Raw genomic sequence first — 21,043 nt, forward strand, 5'->3', positions numbered from 1 at the left:
GGGCGACGTTCCCCTTTATCATTCGCCGTTCGATTTTTGCAGGCGGATGATCGCGTGACCGATACCAATCTCGCATTCGTGTTCCCGGGCCAGGGCTCGCAGTCGCTGGGCATGCTGGCCGAACTGGCCGAGCTGCACCCGCAGATCCGCGAGGCCTTCACCGAAGCCTCCGACGGCGCCGGTGTCGACCTGTGGGCGCTGTCGCAGGGCGGTCCCGAGGAAATGCTCAACCGCACCGAATACACCCAGCCGGCCCTGCTGGCCGCCAGCATCGGCGTGTGGCGCGCCTGGAACGCCGTTGGCGGCGTCCAGCCGGCCGTCCTGGCCGGCCATAGCCTCGGCGAGTACACCGCCCTGGTGGCCGCCGGCGCGCTGACCCTGCGGGACGGTGCCCACCTGGTGCGCCTGCGTGGCCAGCTGATGCAGGAAGCCGCCCCGACCGGCGTGGGCGCCATGGCCGCCGTGCTCGGCGCCGAAGACGCGCTGGTCGTGGAGGTCTGCGAGCAGGCCGCCGGCAGCCAGGTCGTCGTGCCCGCCAATTACAACTCGCCCGGCCAGATCGTCATCGGTGGCGACGCTGCCGCCGTGGATCGTGCGCTGGCGCTGCTGGCCGAGAAGGGCGTCCGCAAGGCCGTCAAGCTGGCTGTCAGCGTGCCCTCGCACACTCCGCTGATGCGCGAAGCCGCCAACCGCCTGGCCGAAACCATGGCCGGCCTGGATTGGCGCGCCCCGGCCCTGCCGGTGGTGCAGAACGTGGATGCCCGTGTGCATGACGGCGTGGACGCCATCCGCCAGGCGCTGGTGCAGCAGCTGTACCTGCCCGTGCAGTGGACCGGCTGCGTGCAGGCGCTGGCCGCCCGTGGCGTCACCCGCGTGGCCGAATGCGGCCCGGGCAAGGTGCTGAGCGGATTGATCAAGCGCATCGACAAATCGCTGGACGCGCGCACACTGTCCACGCCCGCCGATTTCGAGACGGCCCGCGAGACCTGGGCCGCCTGATGTCTTCCGATCGCGTCCGTGCTGGAATGGCTTCGCGCCAGCCCGGCCGGACCGGTCCCGTTTGAGGAAATGAGATGAGCAAGCCCCTTCAGGGTGAAATCGCACTGGTCACCGGCGCCAGCCGGGGTATCGGTGCCGCGATCGCCGACGCACTGGCCGCGCAGGGCGCGACCGTCATCGGCACCGCCACCACCGACGCCGGTGCCGCCGCCATCGGTGAGCGCCTGGCCGCCGTGGGTGGTCACGGCCGCGCGCTGAACGTCACCGACGCCGCTGCGCTGGAGGCCGTGCTGGACGGTATCGCCAAGGAGTTCGGCGCCATCAGCATCCTGGTCAACAACGCCGGCATCACCCGCGACAACCTGTTGCTGCGGATGAAGGAAGAAGACTGGCAGGCGATCCTGGACACCAACCTGACCAGCGTCTTCCGCACCTCCAAGGCCGTCATGCGCGGCATGATGAAGGCGCGCAAGGGCCGCATCATCAACATCGCCTCGGTGATCGGCGTGACCGGCAATGCCGGCCAGGCCAACTACGCCGCGGCCAAGGCCGGCATCATTGCCTTCTCCAAGTCGCTGGCCAAGGAAATCGGCTCGCGCGGGATCACCGTCAATGTGGTCGCGCCGGGCTTCATCGATACCGACATGACCAAGGCCCTGCCGGAAGAGCAGCGCACCGGCCTGGTCAAGTCGATCGCCCTGGAGCGGCTCGGCGAGCCGTCCGATATCGCCAACGCGGTGGCGTTCCTGGCCGGTCCTTCGGCCAGCTACATCACCGGCGAAACCCTCCATGTGAACGGCGGCATGTACATGCCGTAAGCATGTGGCGCAAGGATTGCGCCGCAAGTGGTTGATCCGTTTGATGTTTTGCTGCAATGCAAGGTGTCGCTGGTTTCCACTACACTATCCCACGGTCATCCCTCACCGGATGGCGTCATTTTTGAACCACTACTCCATCTGGAGCGATATCCAATGAGCACCATCGAAGAACGCGTCAAGAAAATCGTCGTCGAACAGCTTGGCGTCAAGGAAGAGGAAGTCACCAACAGCGCATCGTTCGTCGATGACCTGGGCGCTGACTCGCTGGACACCGTTGAACTGGTGATGGCGCTGGAAGAAGAGTTCGAGTGCGAAATCCCGGACGAAGAAGCCGAAAAGATCAGCACCGTGCAGGCTGCGATCGACTACATCAACGCCCACGTCAAGGCTTGATGTCAGGCGGCTCGCGCGCGGCCGTGGCGATCGCTGCGACCGCGTGCGGCAAACCCATGGGGCCGCGCTTGCGGCCCTGTGCTTTTGAGCGTTTTACCGCGTGATACCCGCAACACCCGGGTCAGGAGAATCTGCAATGAAGCGTCGCGTCGTCGTTACCGGCATGGGCATGGTCTCGCCATTGGGCAATGATATGGCCAGCAGTTGGAAGGGCATCACCGAAGGCCGTTCCGGCATCGGTCCGCTGACCAACGTTTCGCAGTCCTACCTGGACCGTTTCACCACCAAGATCGCAGGTGAGGTCAGGGACTTCGACATCACCGCCGACAACGAACAGTTCGGCAAATTCCGGGTCACTGGCAAGGATGCCAAGAAGATGGACCCGTTCATTCATTACGGCCTCGGTGCCGCCTTCATGGCCTTGAACGATTCGGGCCTGGAGATCACCGACGGCAACGCCGAGCGCATCGGCGCCATCGTCGGGGCGGGCATCGGCGGCCTGCTGGGCATCGAAGAGCAGACCATCGATTTCCACGAAGGCAAGAAGATCTCGCCCTTCTACGTGCCCAAGACCATCATCAACATGCTTCCGGGCCAGTTGAGCATCATCACCGGCCTGAAGGGGCCGTCGTTCTCGGCGGTCTCCGCCTGCGCGACCTCGAACCACTCGATCGGCACCGCGATGCGCATGATCCAGTACGGCGATGCGGACGTGATGGTGGTCGGCGGTGCCGAGCGCGGCTCCTCGCCGACCGCCCTGGGCGGCTTCTGCGCGATGAAGGCGATGAGCACCCGCAACGATGCCCCGGCGGAAGCCTCGCGCCCGTGGGACAAGGAGCGCGACGGCTTCGTGCTCGGCGACGGTGCCGGCATCCTGATCCTGGAAGAGTACGAACACGCCAAGGCGCGTGGCGCGCGCATCTATGCCGAGCTTGCCGGTTTCGGCGCCAGCTCGGATGCGTACCACATGACCGCCCCGAGCGAGAACGGCGAAGGCGCGGCACGCTGCATGACCATGGCGTTGAAGGACGCCGGCGTGACCCCGGACCAGGTCGGTTACCTCAACGCGCACGGCACCTCCACGCCGCTGGGCGACCTGGGTGAAACCATGGCCATGAAGACCGCCTTCGGCGACCACGCCTACAAGATGATGGTCAGCTCCACCAAGTCGATGACCGGCCACCTGCTCGGCGCGGCCGGCGGCGTGGAAGCGATCTTCTCGGTGCTGGCGCTGCGCGACAACATCATTCCGCCGACCATCAACCTGCATGAAGCGGGCGAAGGCTGCGACCTGGATTACGTGCCCAACACCGCACGCGAGGCCAAGGTCGACGTGGTGATGTCCAACGGCTTCGGCTTCGGCGGCACCAACGGCACGCTGGTGTTCAAGCGCGTCTGACCGCACGTTCCGTGTATCCCCACCCGGGCCGCCATCATGGCGGCCTTGGTGTATCTGGCCCCCGCGCACGCTGCGCGCCCCCTCCGGTGTCCTGTCATGTTCCAGACGCTTCCGCTGCCCGCCACCACCGACCTGCTGGCCCTGCAGCGCCTGGCCCCGCAGCGCTACCCGCTGCTGATGGAATCCACCGCCTCGGGCACCGCACAGGGGCGCTGGGACCTGCTGCTGATGGGCAACGGTGAAGCGCTCTCACTGCAGGCCGACGGCGTGGTGCGCGATGCCGATGGCGTCGCCCATGAGGGCCGCTTCCTAGAGGTGCTGGACGCGCACTGGGCCGCGCTGCGGCTGCCGCGCGAAGCGACCACGCTGCCGTTCCGCGGTGGCTGGGCACTGATGCTGGATTACGAGCTGGCTGGCCAGATCGAAGACGTGCTGGCCTTGCCGGCGCGCGCCGATGGACTGCCGTCCGCGCTGGCGCTGCGCTGCCCGGCGGCGGTGCTGCACGACCGCGTGCTCGGCAAGTTCCATGCCGTCTGCGAGACCGGCCAGGCCGCGCTGCTGCAGACCCTGCAGGACGACCTCGCCGCGGCCGCCACGTTGGCGCCGCTTCCGACGTGGCAGCCACCGGTGGCGATCGGCGAGGACGCGCCGCAGCGCTTCACCGATGGCGTCGGCAAGGTGATCGATTACCTGCGCGCGGGTGACGTGTTCCAGGTGAACCTCTCGCGACGCTGGAATGCGCAGTTCGCCGAGGCGCTCTCGCCGCAGGCGCTGTACGCGCAGCTGCGCGTGGCCAACCCCGCCCCGTTCGCCGGGCTGTTCATGGCGCAGGGCAGGGCGGTGGTCAGCTCCTCGCCCGAGCGCCTGGTCTCGGTGCATGGCGATGACGTCCAGACCCGCCCGATCGCCGGCACCCGCCCGCGCTTCGCCGGCGATGACGATGCCGCGCGCATCCAGGAGCTGGTCGGCCACCCCAAGGAGCGCGCCGAGCACGTGATGCTGATCGATCTGGAGCGCAACGACCTCGGCCGCATCTGCGCACCGGGCAGCGTGGAGGTGGATGAGCTGATGACCGTGGAGAGCTACGCCCATGTGCACCACATCGTCAGCAACGTGCGTGGCCGCCTGCGCGAGGACGTGAGTCCGGGCCAGGTGATCGCCGCGACCTTCCCCGGCGGCACCATCACCGGCTGCCCCAAGGTGCGCTGCATGCAGATCATCGCCGAGCTGGAGCAGACCGCGCGTGGCGCCTACACCGGCGCGTTCGGCTGGCTGAACCGCGATGGCGACCTGGACCTGAACATCCTGATCCGGACCGCCGAAGTGGCCGCCGACACCGCCAGCTTCCGCACCGGCGCCGGGATCGTGGTCGATTCGGTGGCCGACAGGGAACTGGACGAAACCCGCGCCAAGGCCCGTGGCCTGCTGCGTGCGCTGGGCAGCGATGCCTGAGCCGTTTGGCGGTGTGCAGCACCCGCGCGGTATGCTGCGCGGCGAAGAAATGGATTCGAGGTGAGCATGGCGGGTGCGAAACGGGGATGTCTGGCCGTACTGGCCGTGTTGCTGGTGCTGGCCCTGCTGGTGGCGGCCGCAGGGGCATGGTTCTGGCATCGCCAGGGCGCCTTTGCCGATGCACCGGTCACCCCCAGCGCGGAGAGCGTGGTGATCGCCTCCGGTGATGGCTTCAGCACCGTGCTCGGCAAGCTGCGCCAGGCCGGCGTGGACGAAGGCAGCGACACCCAGTGGCAGCTGCTGGCACGCCAGCTCGATGCCGCTGGCAAACTCAAGGTGGGTGAATACGCGCTCGATCCGGCGCTGACCCCGCGCGAGCTGCTGACCCGCATGCGCCAGGGCCGTGTCCTGCAGCACCGCGTCACCATCGTGGAAGGCTGGAACATCCGCCAGCTGCGCGCTGCGCTCAAGCGCGCCGATCCGCTGGTGCACACCACCGATGCGCTGGACGATGCCGCGCTGATGAAGGCGCTTGGTTTCCCCGGCGAACACCCGGAAGGCCGCTTCCTGCCCGAGACCTACGTCTACCAGCGCGGCGACAGCGACATCGACGTGCTCAAGCGCGCGCATGCCGCGATGGAAAAGGAACTCACCGCCGCGTGGGACAGCCGCGTGGACGATCTGCCGCTGAACTCGCCGTATGAGCTGTTGATCCTCGCCTCGATCATCGAAAAGGAAACCGCACTGCCCAGCGAGCGTCCGCAGATCGCCGGGGTGTTCATGCGCCGCCTGAAGATCGGCATGCGCCTGCAGACCGACCCGACCGTGATCTACGGCATCGGCAGCAGCTACGACGGCAACATCCGCAAGCGCGACCTCACCACCGATACGCCGTACAACACATACACGCGCGCCGGCCTGACCCCGACCCCGATCGCCATGCCCGGGCGCGATGCGCTGCATGCCGCCGCGCAGCCAGCCAAGGGTGACGCGCTGTACTTCGTGGCCGTCGGTGATGGCAGTGGCGCGCACATCTTCTCGGCCAACTACACCGACCACAACGCTGCCGTTGCCCGCTACCTGCAGCAACTGCGCAGCAGACGTACCAACGAGGCCGCACCCCAATGAGTCCCGCGCTGCACCGGCACCCGCATTTCGTCAGCCTGGAAGGGGGCGAGGGCGCCGGCAAGACCACCGCCATCAACGCGATCCGCGAGGCCCTTCAGGCCCGTGGCCATGAGGTGGTGCTGACCCGCGAACCCGGCGGCACCGCCCTGGCCGAGCGCATCCGCGCGCTGGTGCTCAAGCCGGATGCGGAGATCGCCGCCGAGCCGCTCTCGGCCGAGGCCGAGCTGTTGCTGGTGTTCGCCGCCCGTGCCCAGCACGTGCGCCAGGTGATCGCCCCGGCGCTGCAACGCGGCGCCTACGTGTTGTGCGACCGCTTCACCGATTCCAGCTACGCCTACCAGGGCGGCGGCCGCGGCCTGGACCCGGCGTGGATCGCCGATCTGGAGCGCCGCGCCGTCGGCCTGCTGCCCGGCCTGACCCTGCTGCTGGATGTGGACGTAGCCGTCGGCCGTGCGCGCGCCAACGGCCGCGACATGTGGCCGGACCGGATCGAAAGCGAGCACGATGATTTCTTCCAGCGGGTGCGCGCGGTGTTCCGCCAGCGTGCCAGCGAAGACCCCGCACGTTACCGCCTGATCGACGCCAGCCAGGACCAGGCCGGCGTCGCCGGCGCGGTGGTGGCGGCCGTGGAGGCATGGTTGGCACAGGAGCCGGATCGTGGCTGAACCCTTTTCCCCCTGGCAGCAGCGCGCCTATGACCAGACCGTGGCCGCGCTCGATGCCGGTCGCCTCGGCCATGGCCTGCTGTTCTGCGGCCCGGCCGGCCTGGGCAAGCTTGGCGTCGCGCTGCGGCTGGCCGAGCACGTGCTGGGGCAGGGTGAGCCCGCCGCCAAGCGCAGCGCCCAGCTGCTGGCCGCCGGCACCCACCCGGACCTGCAGCGGATCTCGTTCATCCCCAACAAATCCGGCGACAAGCTGCGCACCGAGATCGTGATCGAGCAGATCCGCGAGGTCTCGCAGAAGCTCTCGCTGACCCCGCAGTACGGCGTGGCCCAGGTGGTGATCGTCGATCCCGCCGACGCCATCAACCGCGCCGCCTGCAACGCCCTGCTCAAGACCCTGGAAGAGCCGCAGCCCGGCCGCTACCTGTGGCTGATCAGCGCCGACCCCGCGCGCCTGCCGGCCACCATCCGCAGCCGCTGCCAGCGCCTGGAGTTCAAGTTGCCTCCGCGCGAGGAAGCGCTCGCCTGGCTGCAGACCCTGGGCCACAGCGATGCCAGCGCCCGCGAAGCCCTGGATGCCGCCCGCGGCCACCCCGGCCTGGCCGACCAGTGGCTGCGCGAAGACGGCCTGGCCCTGCGCCGCCAGGTCGCCACGGACCTGGAAGCCCTCGTTGCCGGCCGCGCCGGCGCGGTGGAGCTGGCCCAGCGCTGGACCGCCGACGACAACGCCGCCGTGCGCCTGCGCCACGCCGCCGATCTCGCCCTGGCCCAGGCCACCGGCGGTGGCTTGACCGATCCCGATCGATTGCACAAGCTGGCCGCCTGGTTCGATGCGGCCAACCGCACCCGCGACCTGCTGCGCACCACGGTGCGCGCCGATCTTGCGGTGGTGGAGCTGCTGCTGGCCTGGGGAAAGGTCAACGAACGGCACGCCAAGGGGAATAGAGCATGAGCGCCACCAACGCCCGACAGGGCATCCTGTCCCTTGCCGTCAAGGACAAGGCCGCGCTGTACAGCGCCTACATGCCGTTCGTGAAGAACGGCGGCATCTTCGTGCCCACGCCCAAACGCTACTTCCTCGGCGATGAGGTGTTCCTGCTGCTCACCCTGCCGGACTCCAGCGAGCGCCTGCCGGTAGCCGGCAAGGTGATCTGGGTAACCCCGGCCGGAGCGCAGGGCAACCGCGCGGCAGGCATCGGCGTACAGCTGGCCGACGGCGCAGAAGGGGAGACCGTCCGCCATCGGATCGAGACGCTGCTGGCTGGCATCCTGACCGCGGACAAGCCCACGCACACGATGTGAAGAAATTTCGGCGAAACCGTTGACGTCGAAATTTGCCGCCCTATAATGAGCGGCTCAGCAGCATCGGGCGGTTAGCTCAGCGGTAGAGCATTGCCTTCACACGGCAAGGGTCACAAGTTCGAACCTTGTACCGCCCACCATGATTCAGTCGAAAAAGCCTCCGGAAACGGGGGCTTTTTTGTTGGGTTGGGTTTGGGTGGTTCAAGGGCTGCGCAGCGCGACGTGGTCAATTCTCTGGACCAGGCGTCCCGATCTCCATCAAGCGCAGATCTGCCGGCGAAGGAGGCAGGCGATGGAACGAATTGCGCGAGCGGAACACCGATGTGCGATCCACGCTGCCGCACCTCGCGCTCGTTAATAGCCTCCACTAGAATCCGGAGGATTGCCAAGACGCGCCGGTCTCTGGCCCCGCTGGAGATTGTCCGTGAGCTACTGGCAGCTGGTTGAACCAGTCTGGGACACCGTGTCCATTTACGACGGTGCGGAGGTGTTTTTGCATCAATATAATGCCGCCCCGGAAGCATCACGCATTTTGTTCGCCGCGCACTGGTGCCAATCCGAGATCAACAATGGTGGTTTTGAGCAGTTCTTCTCGAACAGCACAGGGGTACTCGCCCCTGAAGGTGCTCGAGCCTTTCGTGCCCTCCACATGCCGCTTACCGCGGAGCTGATCGTCAAAGCGATGGCTGCCTTTGGTCCCCGGTATCCGAGAGAGCGAACCGAGCGCGACCTCGCGATGGACGAGATAGGGGCGAACAGCGATGACCAAGCAGGTCCTTTCCATCATTTGGACGAGGAGTTCTTTGTGCTGGTGGAAACCGAGAACGGAGGGTTCAGGAGTGCGGCGAACGCTTATGCCGTGTCGATGGCGCATTGAACCGCCGTTGCCCTCGGCAGCGCTGCTTCGGTCCGCTCGCGTCCGCTTTTCGGCGATAGCGAAGATCCCCTTCAGCGAGCTCTCCCTGCTATGAGTGCTATTCCACCGCGCCAGCGGCCAGGCTGTCCCAGATACGTCCGTCACGTTGCGCTTCAGTGGTGACGTTGATCACCGCCTGTTCGCCCAGACGATCACGCAACTGCTGCAGATACAGGCTGCGAGGTGTCACCACCTGGCCCACCGATTGCACGATCCCTGCAGGTTCCTCAGGCGGGAATTTCCCGGGTGCAATGGCGCCCACCTGTCCCACGCTCCAGTTCATCGCGAAGGGCGGCGCCTGGACGACGTAGATGTCGTGCTCGGTGTTCCAGAACATCTGCTGCGCGCCCGCCCACCCGTGCCCCGTTCCGCTGTACCGGCGGTTCTGTGCCCGCAGCATGTATCCCTTGGTGTTGTCATACAGCGTGCCGGTGGACCAGCGATGATGTGGACCACTGTCGTTGCTGTCACCTACGGCGAGGCAGTCCAGAAACACATTGGGACCGGGTACCCGTGCGCCGATGACGAAGGTATGCCTGCCGCCCTGGTTGTAGCAGCGCTGGATCAGATTGAAGGCGGCGTTGCCCTCGTAAAGGAACACATAGCGGCGGGCGCCTTGGGTGGCGCCATACCTGGGGTCGAGATAGGCAATGTCCTGCAGGGTATTGAACTGGGCGCCGTTGCGGGTCACGAAGCCATGCGACACATAACGCACGGTCACGTCGCGAACCCATGAGTCGTAGATTGCACCCAAGCGGAGTGCGGTAAAGGGGCCGGAATCGGCGGTGCCGTTGACCGTCCCGGTCTCGGGGTTACCCTCAAGGCGGAGGTCTTCGATGCCGACCTGCGAGATACGGATGGGATCCGTGCGATAGACGCTGCCGCCACCGAAGCGCGTCGCGATGGCATCCATGATCGGGGCATCCAGGCTGATCGTGTCGTGGTCTACGGCAGTGACGACGCGTTCGCTGTACACAGCGTAGTCGCTGGGCGTCCATCGGTATCGTGCGGTATCGATGCCCTCGGGGCCGACCCAGCGGGCATTGGGTTCCCTCGCGATCGACACCGTATCGCCCACGCGATAGCCGGCTGCGGACTGCACCGTGATCCGCATCGCCCCCACCGGCACGTAGTCCATGGTGATGGCGGTCCGGCGTGGGTCCAGAGCGGCGCGGGGAACCGCGGATTCGCTGCTGCCCACTTCAAGAATCCTGCCCTGCCGATCGCTGACTTCGGAGCGGATCACCGTGCCGTCGGCACCTCGACCTTCACCGCGCAACACCACGCCGCTGGCCCGGATGGTCAGCGTCTTGCTCAACCTATAACCGCCGCGCCGCAGCAGGACTACGCCGCGTAGGCCCCGGCTGTCCTGGACACGCACGGCGACCGCGTCGATGGCGGCCTGGATGCGGGGATAGTCGTCACCCTCCGCGTTTGGCTCAAGGACCTCAATAACAGGAATGCTGGAGCGGGTGGGCAGGCTGACACCGCCGCCCTGGTAGCCGGCGCGGGAGAAGTCCGGGACGATGTTGCGCGCGTGATCGCTACCGCGTTCGGAGTACAAGGCATAGCGCAGCAGGCCGTTGCTGCCCAGTGCTACCAAGGGGGCGTCTTCGGCATTGTTGATGGGGTGGATGAAGGCGCTGGTCTCGGAAGCAGGCCCGGCCGCTGATAAGGTAGAAAACGGACAGACCGGCAACGCCACGAGCGTCAGCGCTGCGACTCGGCGAAACGCCGGGAGGAAAGGCATGCGGGCGACGTCCTTCCATTGAGGAGTAGCTTGCAATGTTAGCAACTGCTTCCAACGATGCAGTCCGTGCTGAAGAGTCAGGCTGGTCTGCTTTTCCGGCCGATCGCGGACTTTTCGGACAACAGAAAGGCGCCAATCGCTGGCAGTGTCCGTTTCTGGCCGTCAGCGGCCCCCGCCTGCGGAGGCGGCCAGCTCCTCCGCCTGACCCTCGGGGAAGGATTCCTTGAGCAGGTCGAGCAACGCCGCCACCCTTGAGCTGAGCAGTCGTCGCGAAGGGTACAGCGCCCATATCTCGATCGGCGGGGCCTTCGCATGTCCCCACGACACCAATGCGCCCTCCCTGAGATCGTCGGCAACCAGCGAGAAGGGCAGCATCGCCGCGCCGGTGCCTGCACGAACGGCATCGCGCACCATGGTCAGTGCGCCCAGGCGCAGCACCGGATCCACCGCGATACGTATCTCGCCTCTCGGCGTCACCAGGTCCCAGCCGGTGGCATTGCTGGACGGACGGAACACCGCAGGCGCCGTCTCGCCCAGCGCGGGCAGGGGCAGGTCCGGGTGCGCCACCGCCACGAGGCGGTCCCGGATCAGCACCCGCCCCACCAGCCGTTCATCTGGATCCGGATTGACCCTTATCACCAGGTCATAGCCTTCTTCCACCATGTCCACGGCGCGGTCTTCGGTAGTGACATCGAGCCGCACCTGTGGATAGCGCTTCACGAATTCGGCTGCGATCTTGCCCAGCGCCATCTGCGAGAACAGCATCGGTGCGCTCACGCGCAGCCGCCCACGGGGCGTGTCGCCGCCTGAGGAAATGGACGTGGCCGCTTCGTCCAGTTCGGTGAGCAGCGTCTCGGTGCGCTCGAACAGCGCCCGACCCTCCTCGGTGAGCTTCAGCGTGTGCGAGCCACGCTCGAACAGCCGCACCCCCAGGCTGGCCTCCAGCTCAGCCACACGCCGCGAGAGCGTTGCCTTGGGGCGGTCCGCTGCGCGCGCGGCACGGCCAAACCCGCCGTGGCGCGCCACCAGGTTGAAGTCGGCCAAGGCCAGTAGGTCCATGTGTTCCACCAGCGAGACAGATGGTCCAAGTATATGGGCTATCGGCCCGCACGCGGATCAACAACCATGAGGCCTCACCACCCACCCGGAGTACCCCATGACCATTCTTGTTACCGGCGCCACTGGCACCATCGGCCGTCAGGTCGTCCAGCACCTCACCCAGCGCGGCGCAAGCGTTCGCGCACTGGTCCGCACCCCCGCCACTGCCAACCTGCCCGCCACCGTGGAACTGGTGCAGGGCGACATGCTGGATGTGGATGCCCTCCGCCAAGCTTTCGAGGGCGTCTCCACGCTGTTCCTGCTCAACGCCGTGGTCGCCGACGAATTCACCCAGGCACTTATCACCCTCAACGTCGCCCGCGAGGCGGGGGTGAAGCGCGTGGTGTACCTGTCGGTGATCCACAGCGACCGCTACGTCAACGTGCCGCACTTCGCCGGCAAGTTTGGCGTGGAGCGCATGATCGAGCAGATGGGCTTCAGCGCCACGATCCTGCGCCCGGCCTATTTCATCGATAACGACCTCACCATCAAGGACGTGGTGCAGGGCTACGGTGTGTACCCCATGCCGATTGGCAGCAAGGGGCTGGCGATGATCGACACCCGCGACATCGCCGAGATTGCCGCCATCGAACTGCTCAACCGCGAACAGGCGCCGGACAACAGCGCGCTGACCCGACTCAACCTGGTCGGCCCGGAAGCACTCACCGGAGAACAGGTGGCCGCCATCTGGAGCGGTGTGCTGAACCGCCCGATCGCCTACGGGGGCGATGACACGGCCGCCTTCGAGCAGAACCTGCGCCAGTTCATGCCGGCGTGGATGGCCTACGACATGCGACAGATGGCCGAGCGATTCATCAGCGACGGCATGCTGCCGGGCGCGGGTGACGTGGAGCGGTTGATGCAGTTGCTGGGTCGGCCGCTGCGTACGTACGCAGCGTTTGCGGCGGAGCATGCGTCAGCGGGATGAAGGCCGAGCCTGGGCAGCGGTTGAACAGCCAGCTGTTAGAGCCCTCAGCCTTCGCCATCTGGAACATCCACTTGGCAAGCAGACGCCGCTTGATCGCTTGGCGCGGCGCTGGGCTTGTGAACGTCCGCTTCTGGCCGGAAGCGGACATGGGAAGTTCGGTCCCCAGAGTGGTGAATCCATCCGATGCCACTCCGTGAAGTCCTAGGTGCTTGTCTCCTCTGCACGCGTCCTGGACCGTGACGTGCCAGGGCGCTTAATGCCTATCAGACGACCAAGTGGCGGGCCTTCAGCCCGCTCAGTGCCAACGCACTCAGCGCACGGGTCGGGGCGGCGCACGCGTCAGCGTGGATCGTCACCGGGTAGCCCACCGCCTCCGGCGAGAGGGCTGTGTGAGTGACGCAATGCTGGGTCATCATGCCGACCAGATCGATGGTGTCCACCTTGTGCTGCCGGAGCAGCTCGGCGAGATTGGTTCGCAGAAAGCTATCCGCCTCATGCTTGACCACCAAAGGGGAATTCCGCATCGCCGATTGAATGGACGGATGCAGATCGGCGCCGACGCTGCCGGTCTCGAAGAAGGGCGCGCCAGCGGGTGCCTGATGCTGTACGACCACGACCAGATCGTTGTTGCCGTGCGCGGTCTCGATCAGTACCAGCGCACTCTGGAGTGCTTCCTCCGCGCCTTCCAGCGGGAAGTGGCCGCCAGCAAAGTAGTCATTCTGGATATCAATCACAATGAGCGCTTTCATACATCCTCCTTTAGAAGTCGATGACTTCGCCATCCTGCGGAATGACGACACTGCTTTCGATGCCCTTTTCGATGACGTAGTCCTGCAGGTCGTAGCGGCTGACGCTCATGTGATTGACCGCATCCATGTGTACAGCCACGATCCTGGCGTTGGGAGACATCTGGTGCACGCGCAGCGTATCTTCCTTGCCCATGATGATGCCGGTATTGAATCCATCGATCCGCGCATCGCCCGTGTTGAGAACCACCACGTCAGGCTTGAAAGTCTTCAACGTTTCGCGAACTTCGGCTTCCCAGACGGTGTCGCCGGCCACATACACCGTCTTCAGACCAGCCTGCTGGAAAACAAAGCCCATGGTTGCGCCGAGCAGCTTGCCCACCTCGGGGATGGCGTACATTTCCTCCGAGCCATGACGGGCGCCTGCCTTGCTGATCCTGACGCCGTTGAATACGGTGCCGGTGCCCAGGATTCGAACATCCTTGAAACCCTGCTTGCGGAGCAGGGCCGCATCCGCATTGTCCTGGACGAACATGGGCAGCGACTTGGGGATTTCTTTCTGGGCAGCATCATCCCAGTGGTCGAGGTGGGTGTGGCTGATCAGGACTGCGTCGACACCACGCAGCACGGACTCAACGGACTCCGGAAGCTCCACGAGCGGGTTGCGCAGGTGGCTACGGTAAGTGCCGGCAAAACCCGGGTAGGTTCCCTTGCGTGCAAGCATGGGATCGACCAGGAAGACCTGGCCGCCATACGTCACCTTGATGGTGGCATTGCGGATCTGCTGGATCGAGACCTTGGGGCTGACCTCGGCACTGAATGCGTGGAGTGGGGCACCCATGGCCAGCATCAGGCACAGTGCGACGGGAAGTGTCTTGCTCATTGAAGTTCCTTGAGGGCTCATGTGATGGGAAAAGTCTGGGCTTGGCGCCTTCCGTGAGATACTGGCCCAGATGTCAAATGACGATGGGATCGGGCCAAAATGACCATCCACTCAGAATCTGTGGGTACGACGGAGGTCGTCCTGCTGGCACAGCCGGGCGTCAGCGCGTTTCACCTGTCTGTCCCGCTGGCGATCTTCGGCATGTGTTTTGAGGGGCGAACGGAGTTCCGGGTACGGGTCGCCGTCGAGGGCAGCGGAGGGCCGACTTCGCACTGCTTGATGATCAGGGGTGACGGCGGACTGGAGCTCCTCGATAAGGCCGACGTCGTTGTGGTCGCAGGTTGGCCGGAGCTGGGGCAGGCGCCCTCCGAGGCGCTTCAGCACGGACTGCGCGCTGCCCATGAGCGCGGCGCCTACGTCGTTGGCCTCTGCTATGGTACCTACGCGCTGGCCTACTCAGGCCTTCTGGATGGAAAGCGCGCTGCGACCCATTGGGCAGGCGAATCGGACTTCCAGGGTAGATTTCCAAGCGTAAAGCTGGACGTGGACGCACTCTATGTAGACGAGGACAGGCTCGTCACTTCGGCCGGCACCGGCGCAGGACTGGACTGCTGCATCTACCTGGTGCGAAAGCTCTACGGAACGAAGGAGGCCAACCGCGTCGCGCGGGTGATGGTGTTGCCGCCGCACCGCGAGGGTGGGCAGGCCCAGTACATCGATCAACCCGTCCCAGACAACTCACGGGACGCCGCCCTCAGTAGTCTGATGGACGAGGTCCGGCGCAATCTCGGTGACGATCATTCCATCGACAGCCTAGCGTCAAAAGTGGCGATGAGCCGGAGAACATTCACCCGCAGGTTTGCAAAGGTCACCGGCATGACCGTTGGTGACTGGGTTCAGGCGGAACGACTTCGCCGCGCCATGGAGCTGCTTGAGAGTTCAGCGCTGCCGATCGATGTGGTGGCAGAGAAGGCCGGGTTTCAGAGCGCGGTTTCATTCCGTCAGAGTTTCAAGCGAGCAATGCACGTGAGTCCCTCGGACTGGAGAAAGACTTTCGGGCAGTGACGCGCTCAGATGAAGGAGCACTGGATTCGTCTCAGTTGACAGTGAACCGAGCTACGCCAGATCGAGCTCTTCCAGGCACCGGCACGCTTCCCTGATGCCCGCTGCTGGCCGGTAGCGGACATGCAACGAGATCCGTTCGTTTCATTCGTGGAGTCGCGGACTTTTGTCGCAAGCGATATCTTCAGCCCAAGGTTTGCCAGCCTCCTCTAGTAGCCACCGTGAGAACGTCTTCACAGGTCTGGGCGTCAAACCCATCGGTTCGGGCAGCACCAGGCAGAACGTCTTGGACACCGCCTCGCCTTGCGGCCATGGCGCCACCAGCCGACCTTGCTCCAGCTGTGTCTCCACGTAGAGACGTGGCACCAAGGCGACTCCGAGGCCTGCAAGCGCTGCTTCAATCAGCATCGCATGAAGGTCGTAGCGTGCACCCACCGCTGGGTTGGTGAGGGTTATCCCTGAGTCCTTGGCGTAGCGCTGCCAAGCATCGGGGCTCTGTCGTCGGTGTAGCCGCGGCAGTTGGTCCAGTAAGACGCGAGCCTCTGCGCCCTTGATGAGCGCGGGATGGCACACCGGCACCAGCACTTCCTGCAGTAGCGGGTAGGTCCGCATCCCCGCCCAGGCCGGATGCTCAAAGTGGACGGCAGCGTCGAATCCACTGCCGGCCAGCACGAACGGCTCGGTGCGCTCGGAAAGGTGCACGGTGATGTTCGGATGCGCGCGGCTAAACGCGGGCAGGCGAGGGATGAGCCATCGCATCGCGAAGGTGGGCGTTACGGCAATGTCCAAGCTTGCCGCGTTGTCAGGCTGGCCCATCAGGTATTGGCTGTCCCGGTCCAAGCGGTCCAGCGACTCGCGGACCTGGGCGGCGTATCGCTGCCCATTGGGCAGGAGGCGGACGCGATTGCCGACCCGCTCAAATAGGGGGACCCCCAGGAAGGATTCCAGCCTGCCGATCTGGCGGCTGATGGCCCCCTCGGTGAGGGAAAGCTCTTCCGCTGCCCGCGCAAAGCTGCCGTGGCGGGCGGCGGCCTCGAAGGCGGTCAGGGCGGTGCTGCTGGGAATCTTCCTGCGCATGGGGATTCAGCGTGATCTTTTGTCACTGAAGCATACCGAAACATCGGTTTGATGCGAGCTAATGCAGGCCTAGCATGAGGGGACATCAACAAGGGGCGCGCACAAGCCGGCCCAGGAGTGTTCCCATGATCTACACCGTCGAATGCAGCTATTCCGACTCCGCCAGCGAGGAGGAATGGAACGATTTCTACAGCCTGCACAAACTGCCTGCGCTCATTTCCGTGCGGGGGTTCCACACCTCGCAGCGCTTCAGGGCATGTGGTTCAGGGTGCCCGACCTACCTTGCCCTTCACTCGATAGACGGCCTGGAGGTCCTGCAGGGGGACGAGTATGCCCGGAAGGGAGGGGGCAACTTCGCGCGCTGGCAGCAGCACATCACCGACTGGCATCGCAACCTATACAGTGGCTTGGATCGGGCCTCCGCCGTCGAACAGGGCGATTACCTGCTGGTGAGTCGCGTCGGCCCTGAGCCGCTCATTGAGATGGGGACTGCATTCGAGGCCTTGCATGCGGTTGCGCTCGATCGCGCGCCCGCAGCACTCTGGCTTGCGCGCGTTCCGGCCGGGCAAGTCCCGGTCTTGGAATCCCTTCCTGACGGTGTGCACGCGTATACGCCCATGACCGCGCAACTCAAGAGCGTGGCGGTTGAAGGCCAACAAGGATCGGAGCAGCGCTCACATGCCTAGGCTCTCGATCTCCTTCACCGCGGAGCGGATGCCGGCGGACGACAGTCTGGCCGCGCTCACTGAGCGATGCGCGGTGCTGTGTACGGACATGCTGGGTGCTGCGTTGGACAACGTCCACATCCTTTACCTGGCTGCGCGTCAGGGGCGGGGCCATCCGGCATCTGCGGAACTGGCCTACCGACTGGGTCCGGAGAGGACGCCCGAGCTCATGGACGAATTCATGCGGCAGCTCGATCTGGCCATCCAAGACCATGCTGGGCTGACGGCGCGCATCCGATGCTTTGGCTACGGCAATGATTCCCTCCACGCGCGAAACTGACGAGCGGCATGAACGCATCCATCATTGAACGGGCTCTGCCCACCCTCCAGATCGGTGACTTCCTGATCCAAGCGATCAGCGATGGCCATCTGACCACCAGTCTGGATCTGCTCTCCCACATCGATCCGGCCGAGGCCGCGCAGCTACAGCTGAAGGCCGGGGTCAGCGACCCGTCCTCGATCCATATCAACACCTACCTGGTGCGGGGGAAGGGCCGCACGATCCTCATCGACGCCGGTGCCGGGGGGATCAAGGGCTGGGGAGGGGAATTGAGGGGCAATCTATTGCGAGCCGGTGTGCAGCCCACGGATGTGGATACGATCTTGCTCACGCATGCGCATCCTGATCATGTTGGCGGTCTACTCGATGCTCAAGGTCACCCCGTCTTCCCCAATGCGGAGCTGCTCATACACCCACGCGAGCTGTCCTTCTGGGAGGACGACGGCAACCTTGCCCGCAGCAATGATCGTGCCCGGGGCAACTTCCTGCTCGCACGGCAGGTGTTCGCCGGCTATCGCCGCAACTTGCGCTTGTTGGCCGAGGGCGATGTACTGCCCGGTATCAGTATGGTTCCGCTGTCAGGCCATACGCCAGGGCACACCGGATATCTGGTGGAATCGGAGGACCGCAGTGCGTTGATCTGGGGTGACATCGTGCATTTTCCCCACATCCAAATTGCCCGGCCCGACGTATCCATCGCATTCGACCAGGATCCGCAGCGGGCTGCGGCGGCCCGTTCAGCGCTTTTGGATATGGTCAGTGCAGATCAGTTGATGGCGGCCGGCATGCACTTGGGTGAGCTGGGGTTTGTTCGCATTCAGCGCATCGGAAGAGGTTATTCCTTCACATACGCCGGATGAAGAAGGACTGGTTGTTGTAAAGGCTGCGTCCGCTCCTGGCCGAAATCCGACATCGGTGCTGCAGCGGTCTTCTCGAAGCGCTTATATCGACCCAAGTTCCCCGCGCACGTCCTCAACAAACGCCCGCCCCACCGGCACCTCAGCCCCATCATTCAACACTAGCCAATACCGGCTCCCCGAAGCCGCATGCAACGTCCGCACATGCGTCAAATTGACCAGATACGACCGATGGCAGCGCACAAAGTCCGGCGGTAGCACGGCAGTAAGAGTCGCCAGCGATTTGTCATGCAGCTCACTCCGGCCATCGCGCCTCCGCACCTCGCTGTAGTCCCCATCAGCACGAATCCAAAGCACGTCCGCCAGCTCCACCATCGCCGTCCCCTGCGCATGCCAGATGCCCAGGTAACGCGCCGCCCCGGACCGATACCGCCCAACATCCAGCAACCGCTCCAGCGCCTGCCGCAACCGCTCGCGCGAGAACGGCTTCGGCACGAAATCCAGCACCCCATGCTCAAACGCCTGCAGCGCCCGCTCCCGATGCGCGGAGACCACCACGCAGTGGTATCGGCCAGCCACCACGCGCTTCAGCAGGTCGAAGCCATCCTCTCCACCCAGATTCAAATCCAGCAGCAGGCCGTCATACACGCTGCGCTGCAGCCGGTCACCGGCGGCGTCAAGGTCGGCCACGGCATCGAATCGCGCGCGGCTGCCAGCCAGTTCGGTGCACATCCGCAGCAGCCGCTGGCGGACCAGCAGTTCGTCCTCGACGATCAGGATGCGCATGTCAGCTCCATGCGGCCGTACCAGTCGTTGCCATCGGGGCCTTGTTCAAAGCGCCAGTTCTCGGGGCAGGTGGCGGCCAGGCTTGCCTCGATGTAGCGGGTGCCCGTGCCTTGCCCGCGATGCGGGGCAGTGCCGCGTGCGCTGCGCAGCTCCAGCATCCAACGGTCGCCGTCGCGTTGGATACGCAGGCGGAAGGGATGCTCGGCACATGCGACGGCTCCTGCATGAGTCAGCGCATTCTCGACCTGCGCATGCAGCACGCCGGGCGGCAGCCATAGGCCCGTGTGCTCGCCGTCGAGCTCGAAGCCGATGTGGCGATCCAGCGCGAGCCCGACGATGTCCAGGTGGTTGCGGCACAGCGCCAGCTCTTCGTCCAGCGGCACGCTGGGGCGGGTGCTGCTCTCGCGCAGGCGGTCGAACTGCTCGGCCAGCGATTCGACCAGGCGGCTGGCGCGCATCGGTGCCTGTTCGATCAGTTCCTGCAGGCCGGTGAGGGTGTTCATCAGCCAATGCGGCTGGATGCCCCGTTGCAACAGCTGCAGCGAGAGGCGGGCACGCTCTTCGCGCAGCTGCGCGTTGTGGTGGTCCAACGTACGCAGTTGGGCGGCGTGGCGGATCAGCAGGAAGCCCATCAGCACGGCCAGGAACAGGAAGTAGGGGCCGTCGAGGAAGATGCCGCCGGCCAGCGGCACGGCGAATGCACCGGCCACCACCAGGGTCAGGATCGGCCAGCGCTCGTCGGGCTCGCCACGGGCGCGCAGCAGCACGTAGGCGGAGGTCAGCAGGCTGAGCAGCAGGAGTGCGGCACCGCGGCCGTCGAAGCTGGGCACGAATGCGGCCAGCGCCAGCAGTGTGGCGAGATAGGCGACGCGGGCTGTCTTCGGCACCGCGACGCCGAAACGACGCGCCAGGTAAGCCGGCAGCAGGATCGCCGCGGCGAGGTGCAGCAGAAGCAGCATGAGCAGTCGCGGGCCGTGCCACGGATAGCCATAGCCGACCAGCGGCCGCCATGCTTCGACGACGGGCAACGCAAGGCCGACGACCCCCAATGCGAGCAGCAGGCGCGCACCCGGTACCCGTGGACGGCCGCGCTGTGCAGCGAGGAAGTAGAGGCAGGCCGCACCCAGCGCCCCCGTGGCAAGCGCGGCGATCAACCACGGTCCAAGGTTGAGGCTGTAGATCGAGGCAGCCGGCCCGACCGCAACGAAGGCATCCGCGCCCCGCAGTTTGAACCACTGATGATGGCTGGAGGCGAGCAGCACCACCGTATCGGTGCCACTGGAGGAAGAGGGCGGCAGCACACGGATGATGTCCACCTGTCCCGGCTGCTCTTCGTCCGCGTTGCGGCCGACGGTGCCATTGGCGGCCAAGGGCTGGCCGTTCCAGAAGGGCTGGCTGGCGGCGCGTACCGAGATGCGCAGGGCACGGTCGGCCGCGCCGTGTGCTGGCTGCGCAGGCAAGCGCCAGCGCAGCCAGTAAGGGCCGCGCCACTTCACCAGTTCGCGTTGGTCGGCCGCTTGCCATTGCAGTGCCGTCGGTGGTGCGGTGGGCAGTGCGCCGTCGGCATCCAACGTGGCGGGTGCCATCTCCTGTGGCTCGTAGTAGTGCACGCCCGGTGGGGGCGCGACCAACAGCAGCCACGCGGCGACCGCGATGAGCAGGACGACGAGGGCGGTCAGGGTGCGTGGGATCTGCATGCGTCCATCGTATCGGTTGCACGGAGTCACTGGACCCCCGCCTGGAGCTGTTCGGCGGACGGGCCGTCCTCGGCTGCCGTGGGGA

22 protein-coding genes and 1 tRNA gene are annotated in these 21,043 nt (G+C 65.5%); 16 read left to right on the forward strand and 7 right to left on the reverse strand.

Going from position 1 to position 21,043, the window contains the following annotated elements:
* Nucleotides 1-54: 54 nt before the first annotated feature.
* From fabD to ABE472_RS15285, 11 genes are all read left to right on the forward strand, one after another.
* Nucleotides 55-999: an ACP S-malonyltransferase gene (fabD, locus tag ABE472_RS15235; RefSeq protein WP_313212228.1), complete on the forward strand. Its 945-nt coding sequence runs from the start codon at nt 55-57 to the stop codon at nt 997-999.
* Nucleotides 1,000-1,073: 74 nt separating this feature from the next.
* Nucleotides 1,074-1,817, forward strand: a complete 744-nt coding sequence (gene fabG / locus ABE472_RS15240; protein WP_070426748.1) for a 3-oxoacyl-ACP reductase FabG — start codon at nt 1,074-1,076, stop codon at nt 1,815-1,817.
* A gap of 153 nt (nt 1,818-1,970) precedes the next feature.
* Nucleotides 1,971-2,210, forward strand: a complete 240-nt coding sequence (acpP, locus tag ABE472_RS15245) for an acyl carrier protein (RefSeq protein ID WP_017357544.1) — start codon at nt 1,971-1,973, stop codon at nt 2,208-2,210.
* Nucleotides 2,211-2,346: 136 nt separating this feature from the next.
* Nucleotides 2,347-3,609, forward strand: a complete 1,263-nt coding sequence (gene fabF / locus ABE472_RS15250) for a beta-ketoacyl-ACP synthase II (RefSeq protein ID WP_176990978.1) — start codon at nt 2,347-2,349, stop codon at nt 3,607-3,609.
* 96 nt (nt 3,610-3,705) lie between these two features.
* Nucleotides 3,706-5,061 (forward strand): aminodeoxychorismate synthase component I, encoded by a 1,356-nt coding sequence (locus tag ABE472_RS15255; protein ID WP_313212227.1) that lies wholly within the window; start codon nt 3,706-3,708, stop codon nt 5,059-5,061.
* A gap of 66 nt (nt 5,062-5,127) precedes the next feature.
* On the forward strand, nt 5,128-6,189 hold the full coding sequence (mltG, locus tag ABE472_RS15260) for an endolytic transglycosylase MltG (RefSeq protein ID WP_313212226.1): 1,062 nt from the start codon (nt 5,128-5,130) through the stop codon (nt 6,187-6,189).
* Nucleotides 6,186-6,854, forward strand: a complete 669-nt coding sequence (tmk, locus tag ABE472_RS15265) for a dTMP kinase (protein WP_346466553.1) — start codon at nt 6,186-6,188, stop codon at nt 6,852-6,854. Before mltG ends, tmk begins: the two co-directional genes overlap by 4 nt.
* Entirely contained in the window at nt 6,847-7,803 is a 957-nt protein-coding gene (locus ABE472_RS15270) for a DNA polymerase III subunit delta' (protein WP_346466554.1), read from the forward strand. The genes tmk and ABE472_RS15270 overlap by 8 nt, the downstream gene beginning before the upstream one ends.
* Entirely contained in the window at nt 7,800-8,153 is a 354-nt protein-coding gene (locus ABE472_RS15275) for a PilZ domain-containing protein (RefSeq protein ID WP_088432861.1), read from the forward strand. Before ABE472_RS15270 ends, ABE472_RS15275 begins: the two co-directional genes overlap by 4 nt.
* A 65-nt stretch (nt 8,154-8,218) precedes the next feature.
* A tRNA-Val gene (locus ABE472_RS15280) sits at nt 8,219-8,293 on the forward strand.
* Nucleotides 8,294-8,577: 284 nt separating this feature from the next.
* Nucleotides 8,578-9,030, forward strand: coding sequence for a DUF4375 domain-containing protein (locus ABE472_RS15285; RefSeq protein ID WP_313212222.1), 453 nt, complete (start codon nt 8,578-8,580; stop codon nt 9,028-9,030).
* A gap of 97 nt (nt 9,031-9,127) precedes the next feature.
* On the opposite strand, the gene ABE472_RS15290 is transcribed toward ABE472_RS15285, so the two are convergent.
* Together ABE472_RS15290 and ABE472_RS15295 are read right to left on the reverse strand one after the other, a co-directional pair.
* Nucleotides 9,128-10,819: a hypothetical protein gene (locus tag ABE472_RS15290; protein WP_346463574.1), complete on the reverse strand. Its 1,692-nt coding sequence runs from the start codon at nt 10,817-10,819 to the stop codon at nt 9,128-9,130.
* A 162-nt stretch (nt 10,820-10,981) separates the two neighbouring features.
* Nucleotides 10,982-11,863, reverse strand: a complete 882-nt coding sequence (locus tag ABE472_RS15295; protein WP_346466555.1) for a LysR substrate-binding domain-containing protein — start codon at nt 11,861-11,863, stop codon at nt 10,982-10,984.
* 112 nt (nt 11,864-11,975) lie between these two features.
* Between ABE472_RS15295 and ABE472_RS15300 the strand changes: the two genes are divergently transcribed.
* Nucleotides 11,976-12,845: an NmrA/HSCARG family protein gene (locus ABE472_RS15300; protein ID WP_313212112.1), complete on the forward strand. Its 870-nt coding sequence runs from the start codon at nt 11,976-11,978 to the stop codon at nt 12,843-12,845.
* Nucleotides 12,846-13,108: 263 nt separating this feature from the next.
* Here ABE472_RS15300 and ABE472_RS15305 read toward each other — a convergent pair whose 3' ends face one another.
* Entirely contained in the window at nt 13,109-13,594 is a 486-nt protein-coding gene (locus ABE472_RS15305; protein WP_137190678.1) for an isochorismatase family protein, read from the reverse strand.
* A gap of 10 nt (nt 13,595-13,604) precedes the next feature.
* Nucleotides 13,605-14,474: an MBL fold metallo-hydrolase gene (locus ABE472_RS15310; protein WP_137190677.1), complete on the reverse strand. Its 870-nt coding sequence runs from the start codon at nt 14,472-14,474 to the stop codon at nt 13,605-13,607.
* Nucleotides 14,475-14,573: 99 nt separating this feature from the next.
* On the opposite strand from ABE472_RS15310, the gene ABE472_RS15315 reads away from it, so the two are divergent.
* Complete coding sequence (locus tag ABE472_RS15315; protein WP_346463570.1) at nt 14,574-15,539, forward strand: helix-turn-helix domain-containing protein; 966 nt, start codon at nt 14,574-14,576, stop codon at nt 15,537-15,539.
* Nucleotides 15,540-15,680: 141 nt separating this feature from the next.
* Here the strand turns inward: ABE472_RS15315 and ABE472_RS15320 are convergent, their stop codons facing one another.
* On the reverse strand, nt 15,681-16,613 hold the full coding sequence (locus tag ABE472_RS15320) for a LysR substrate-binding domain-containing protein (RefSeq protein ID WP_313212114.1): 933 nt from the start codon (nt 16,611-16,613) through the stop codon (nt 15,681-15,683).
* A gap of 125 nt (nt 16,614-16,738) precedes the next feature.
* On the opposite strand from ABE472_RS15320, the gene ABE472_RS15325 reads away from it, so the two are divergent.
* Genes ABE472_RS15325 through ABE472_RS15335 form a run of 3 tightly spaced genes read left to right on the forward strand, consistent with a single transcriptional unit; the run spans nt 16,739 to nt 18,478 of the window.
* Nucleotides 16,739-17,299, forward strand: a complete 561-nt coding sequence (locus ABE472_RS15325; RefSeq protein ID WP_313212115.1) for a hypothetical protein — start codon at nt 16,739-16,741, stop codon at nt 17,297-17,299.
* Nucleotides 17,292-17,618, forward strand: a complete 327-nt coding sequence (locus ABE472_RS15330; RefSeq protein ID WP_346463568.1) for a hypothetical protein — start codon at nt 17,292-17,294, stop codon at nt 17,616-17,618. Before ABE472_RS15325 ends, ABE472_RS15330 begins: the two co-directional genes overlap by 8 nt.
* A gap of 8 nt (nt 17,619-17,626) precedes the next feature.
* Nucleotides 17,627-18,478, forward strand: a complete 852-nt coding sequence (locus ABE472_RS15335; RefSeq protein WP_346466556.1) for an MBL fold metallo-hydrolase — start codon at nt 17,627-17,629, stop codon at nt 18,476-18,478.
* Between the two features lie 81 nt (nt 18,479-18,559).
* Here ABE472_RS15335 and ABE472_RS15340 read toward each other — a convergent pair whose 3' ends face one another.
* Both ABE472_RS15340 and ABE472_RS15345 read right to left on the reverse strand, forming a co-directional pair.
* Complete coding sequence (locus ABE472_RS15340; protein WP_346466557.1) at nt 18,560-19,261, reverse strand: LytTR family DNA-binding domain-containing protein; 702 nt, start codon at nt 19,259-19,261, stop codon at nt 18,560-18,562.
* Complete coding sequence (locus ABE472_RS15345; protein ID WP_346466558.1) at nt 19,249-20,958, reverse strand: histidine kinase; 1,710 nt, start codon at nt 20,956-20,958, stop codon at nt 19,249-19,251. The genes ABE472_RS15340 and ABE472_RS15345 overlap by 13 nt, the downstream gene beginning before the upstream one ends.
* Nucleotides 20,959-21,043: the final 85 nt, after the last annotated feature.

Source organism: Stenotrophomonas sp. TWI809 (genome assembly GCF_039673205.1).
Classification (GTDB): domain Bacteria; phylum Pseudomonadota; class Gammaproteobacteria; order Xanthomonadales; family Xanthomonadaceae; genus Stenotrophomonas.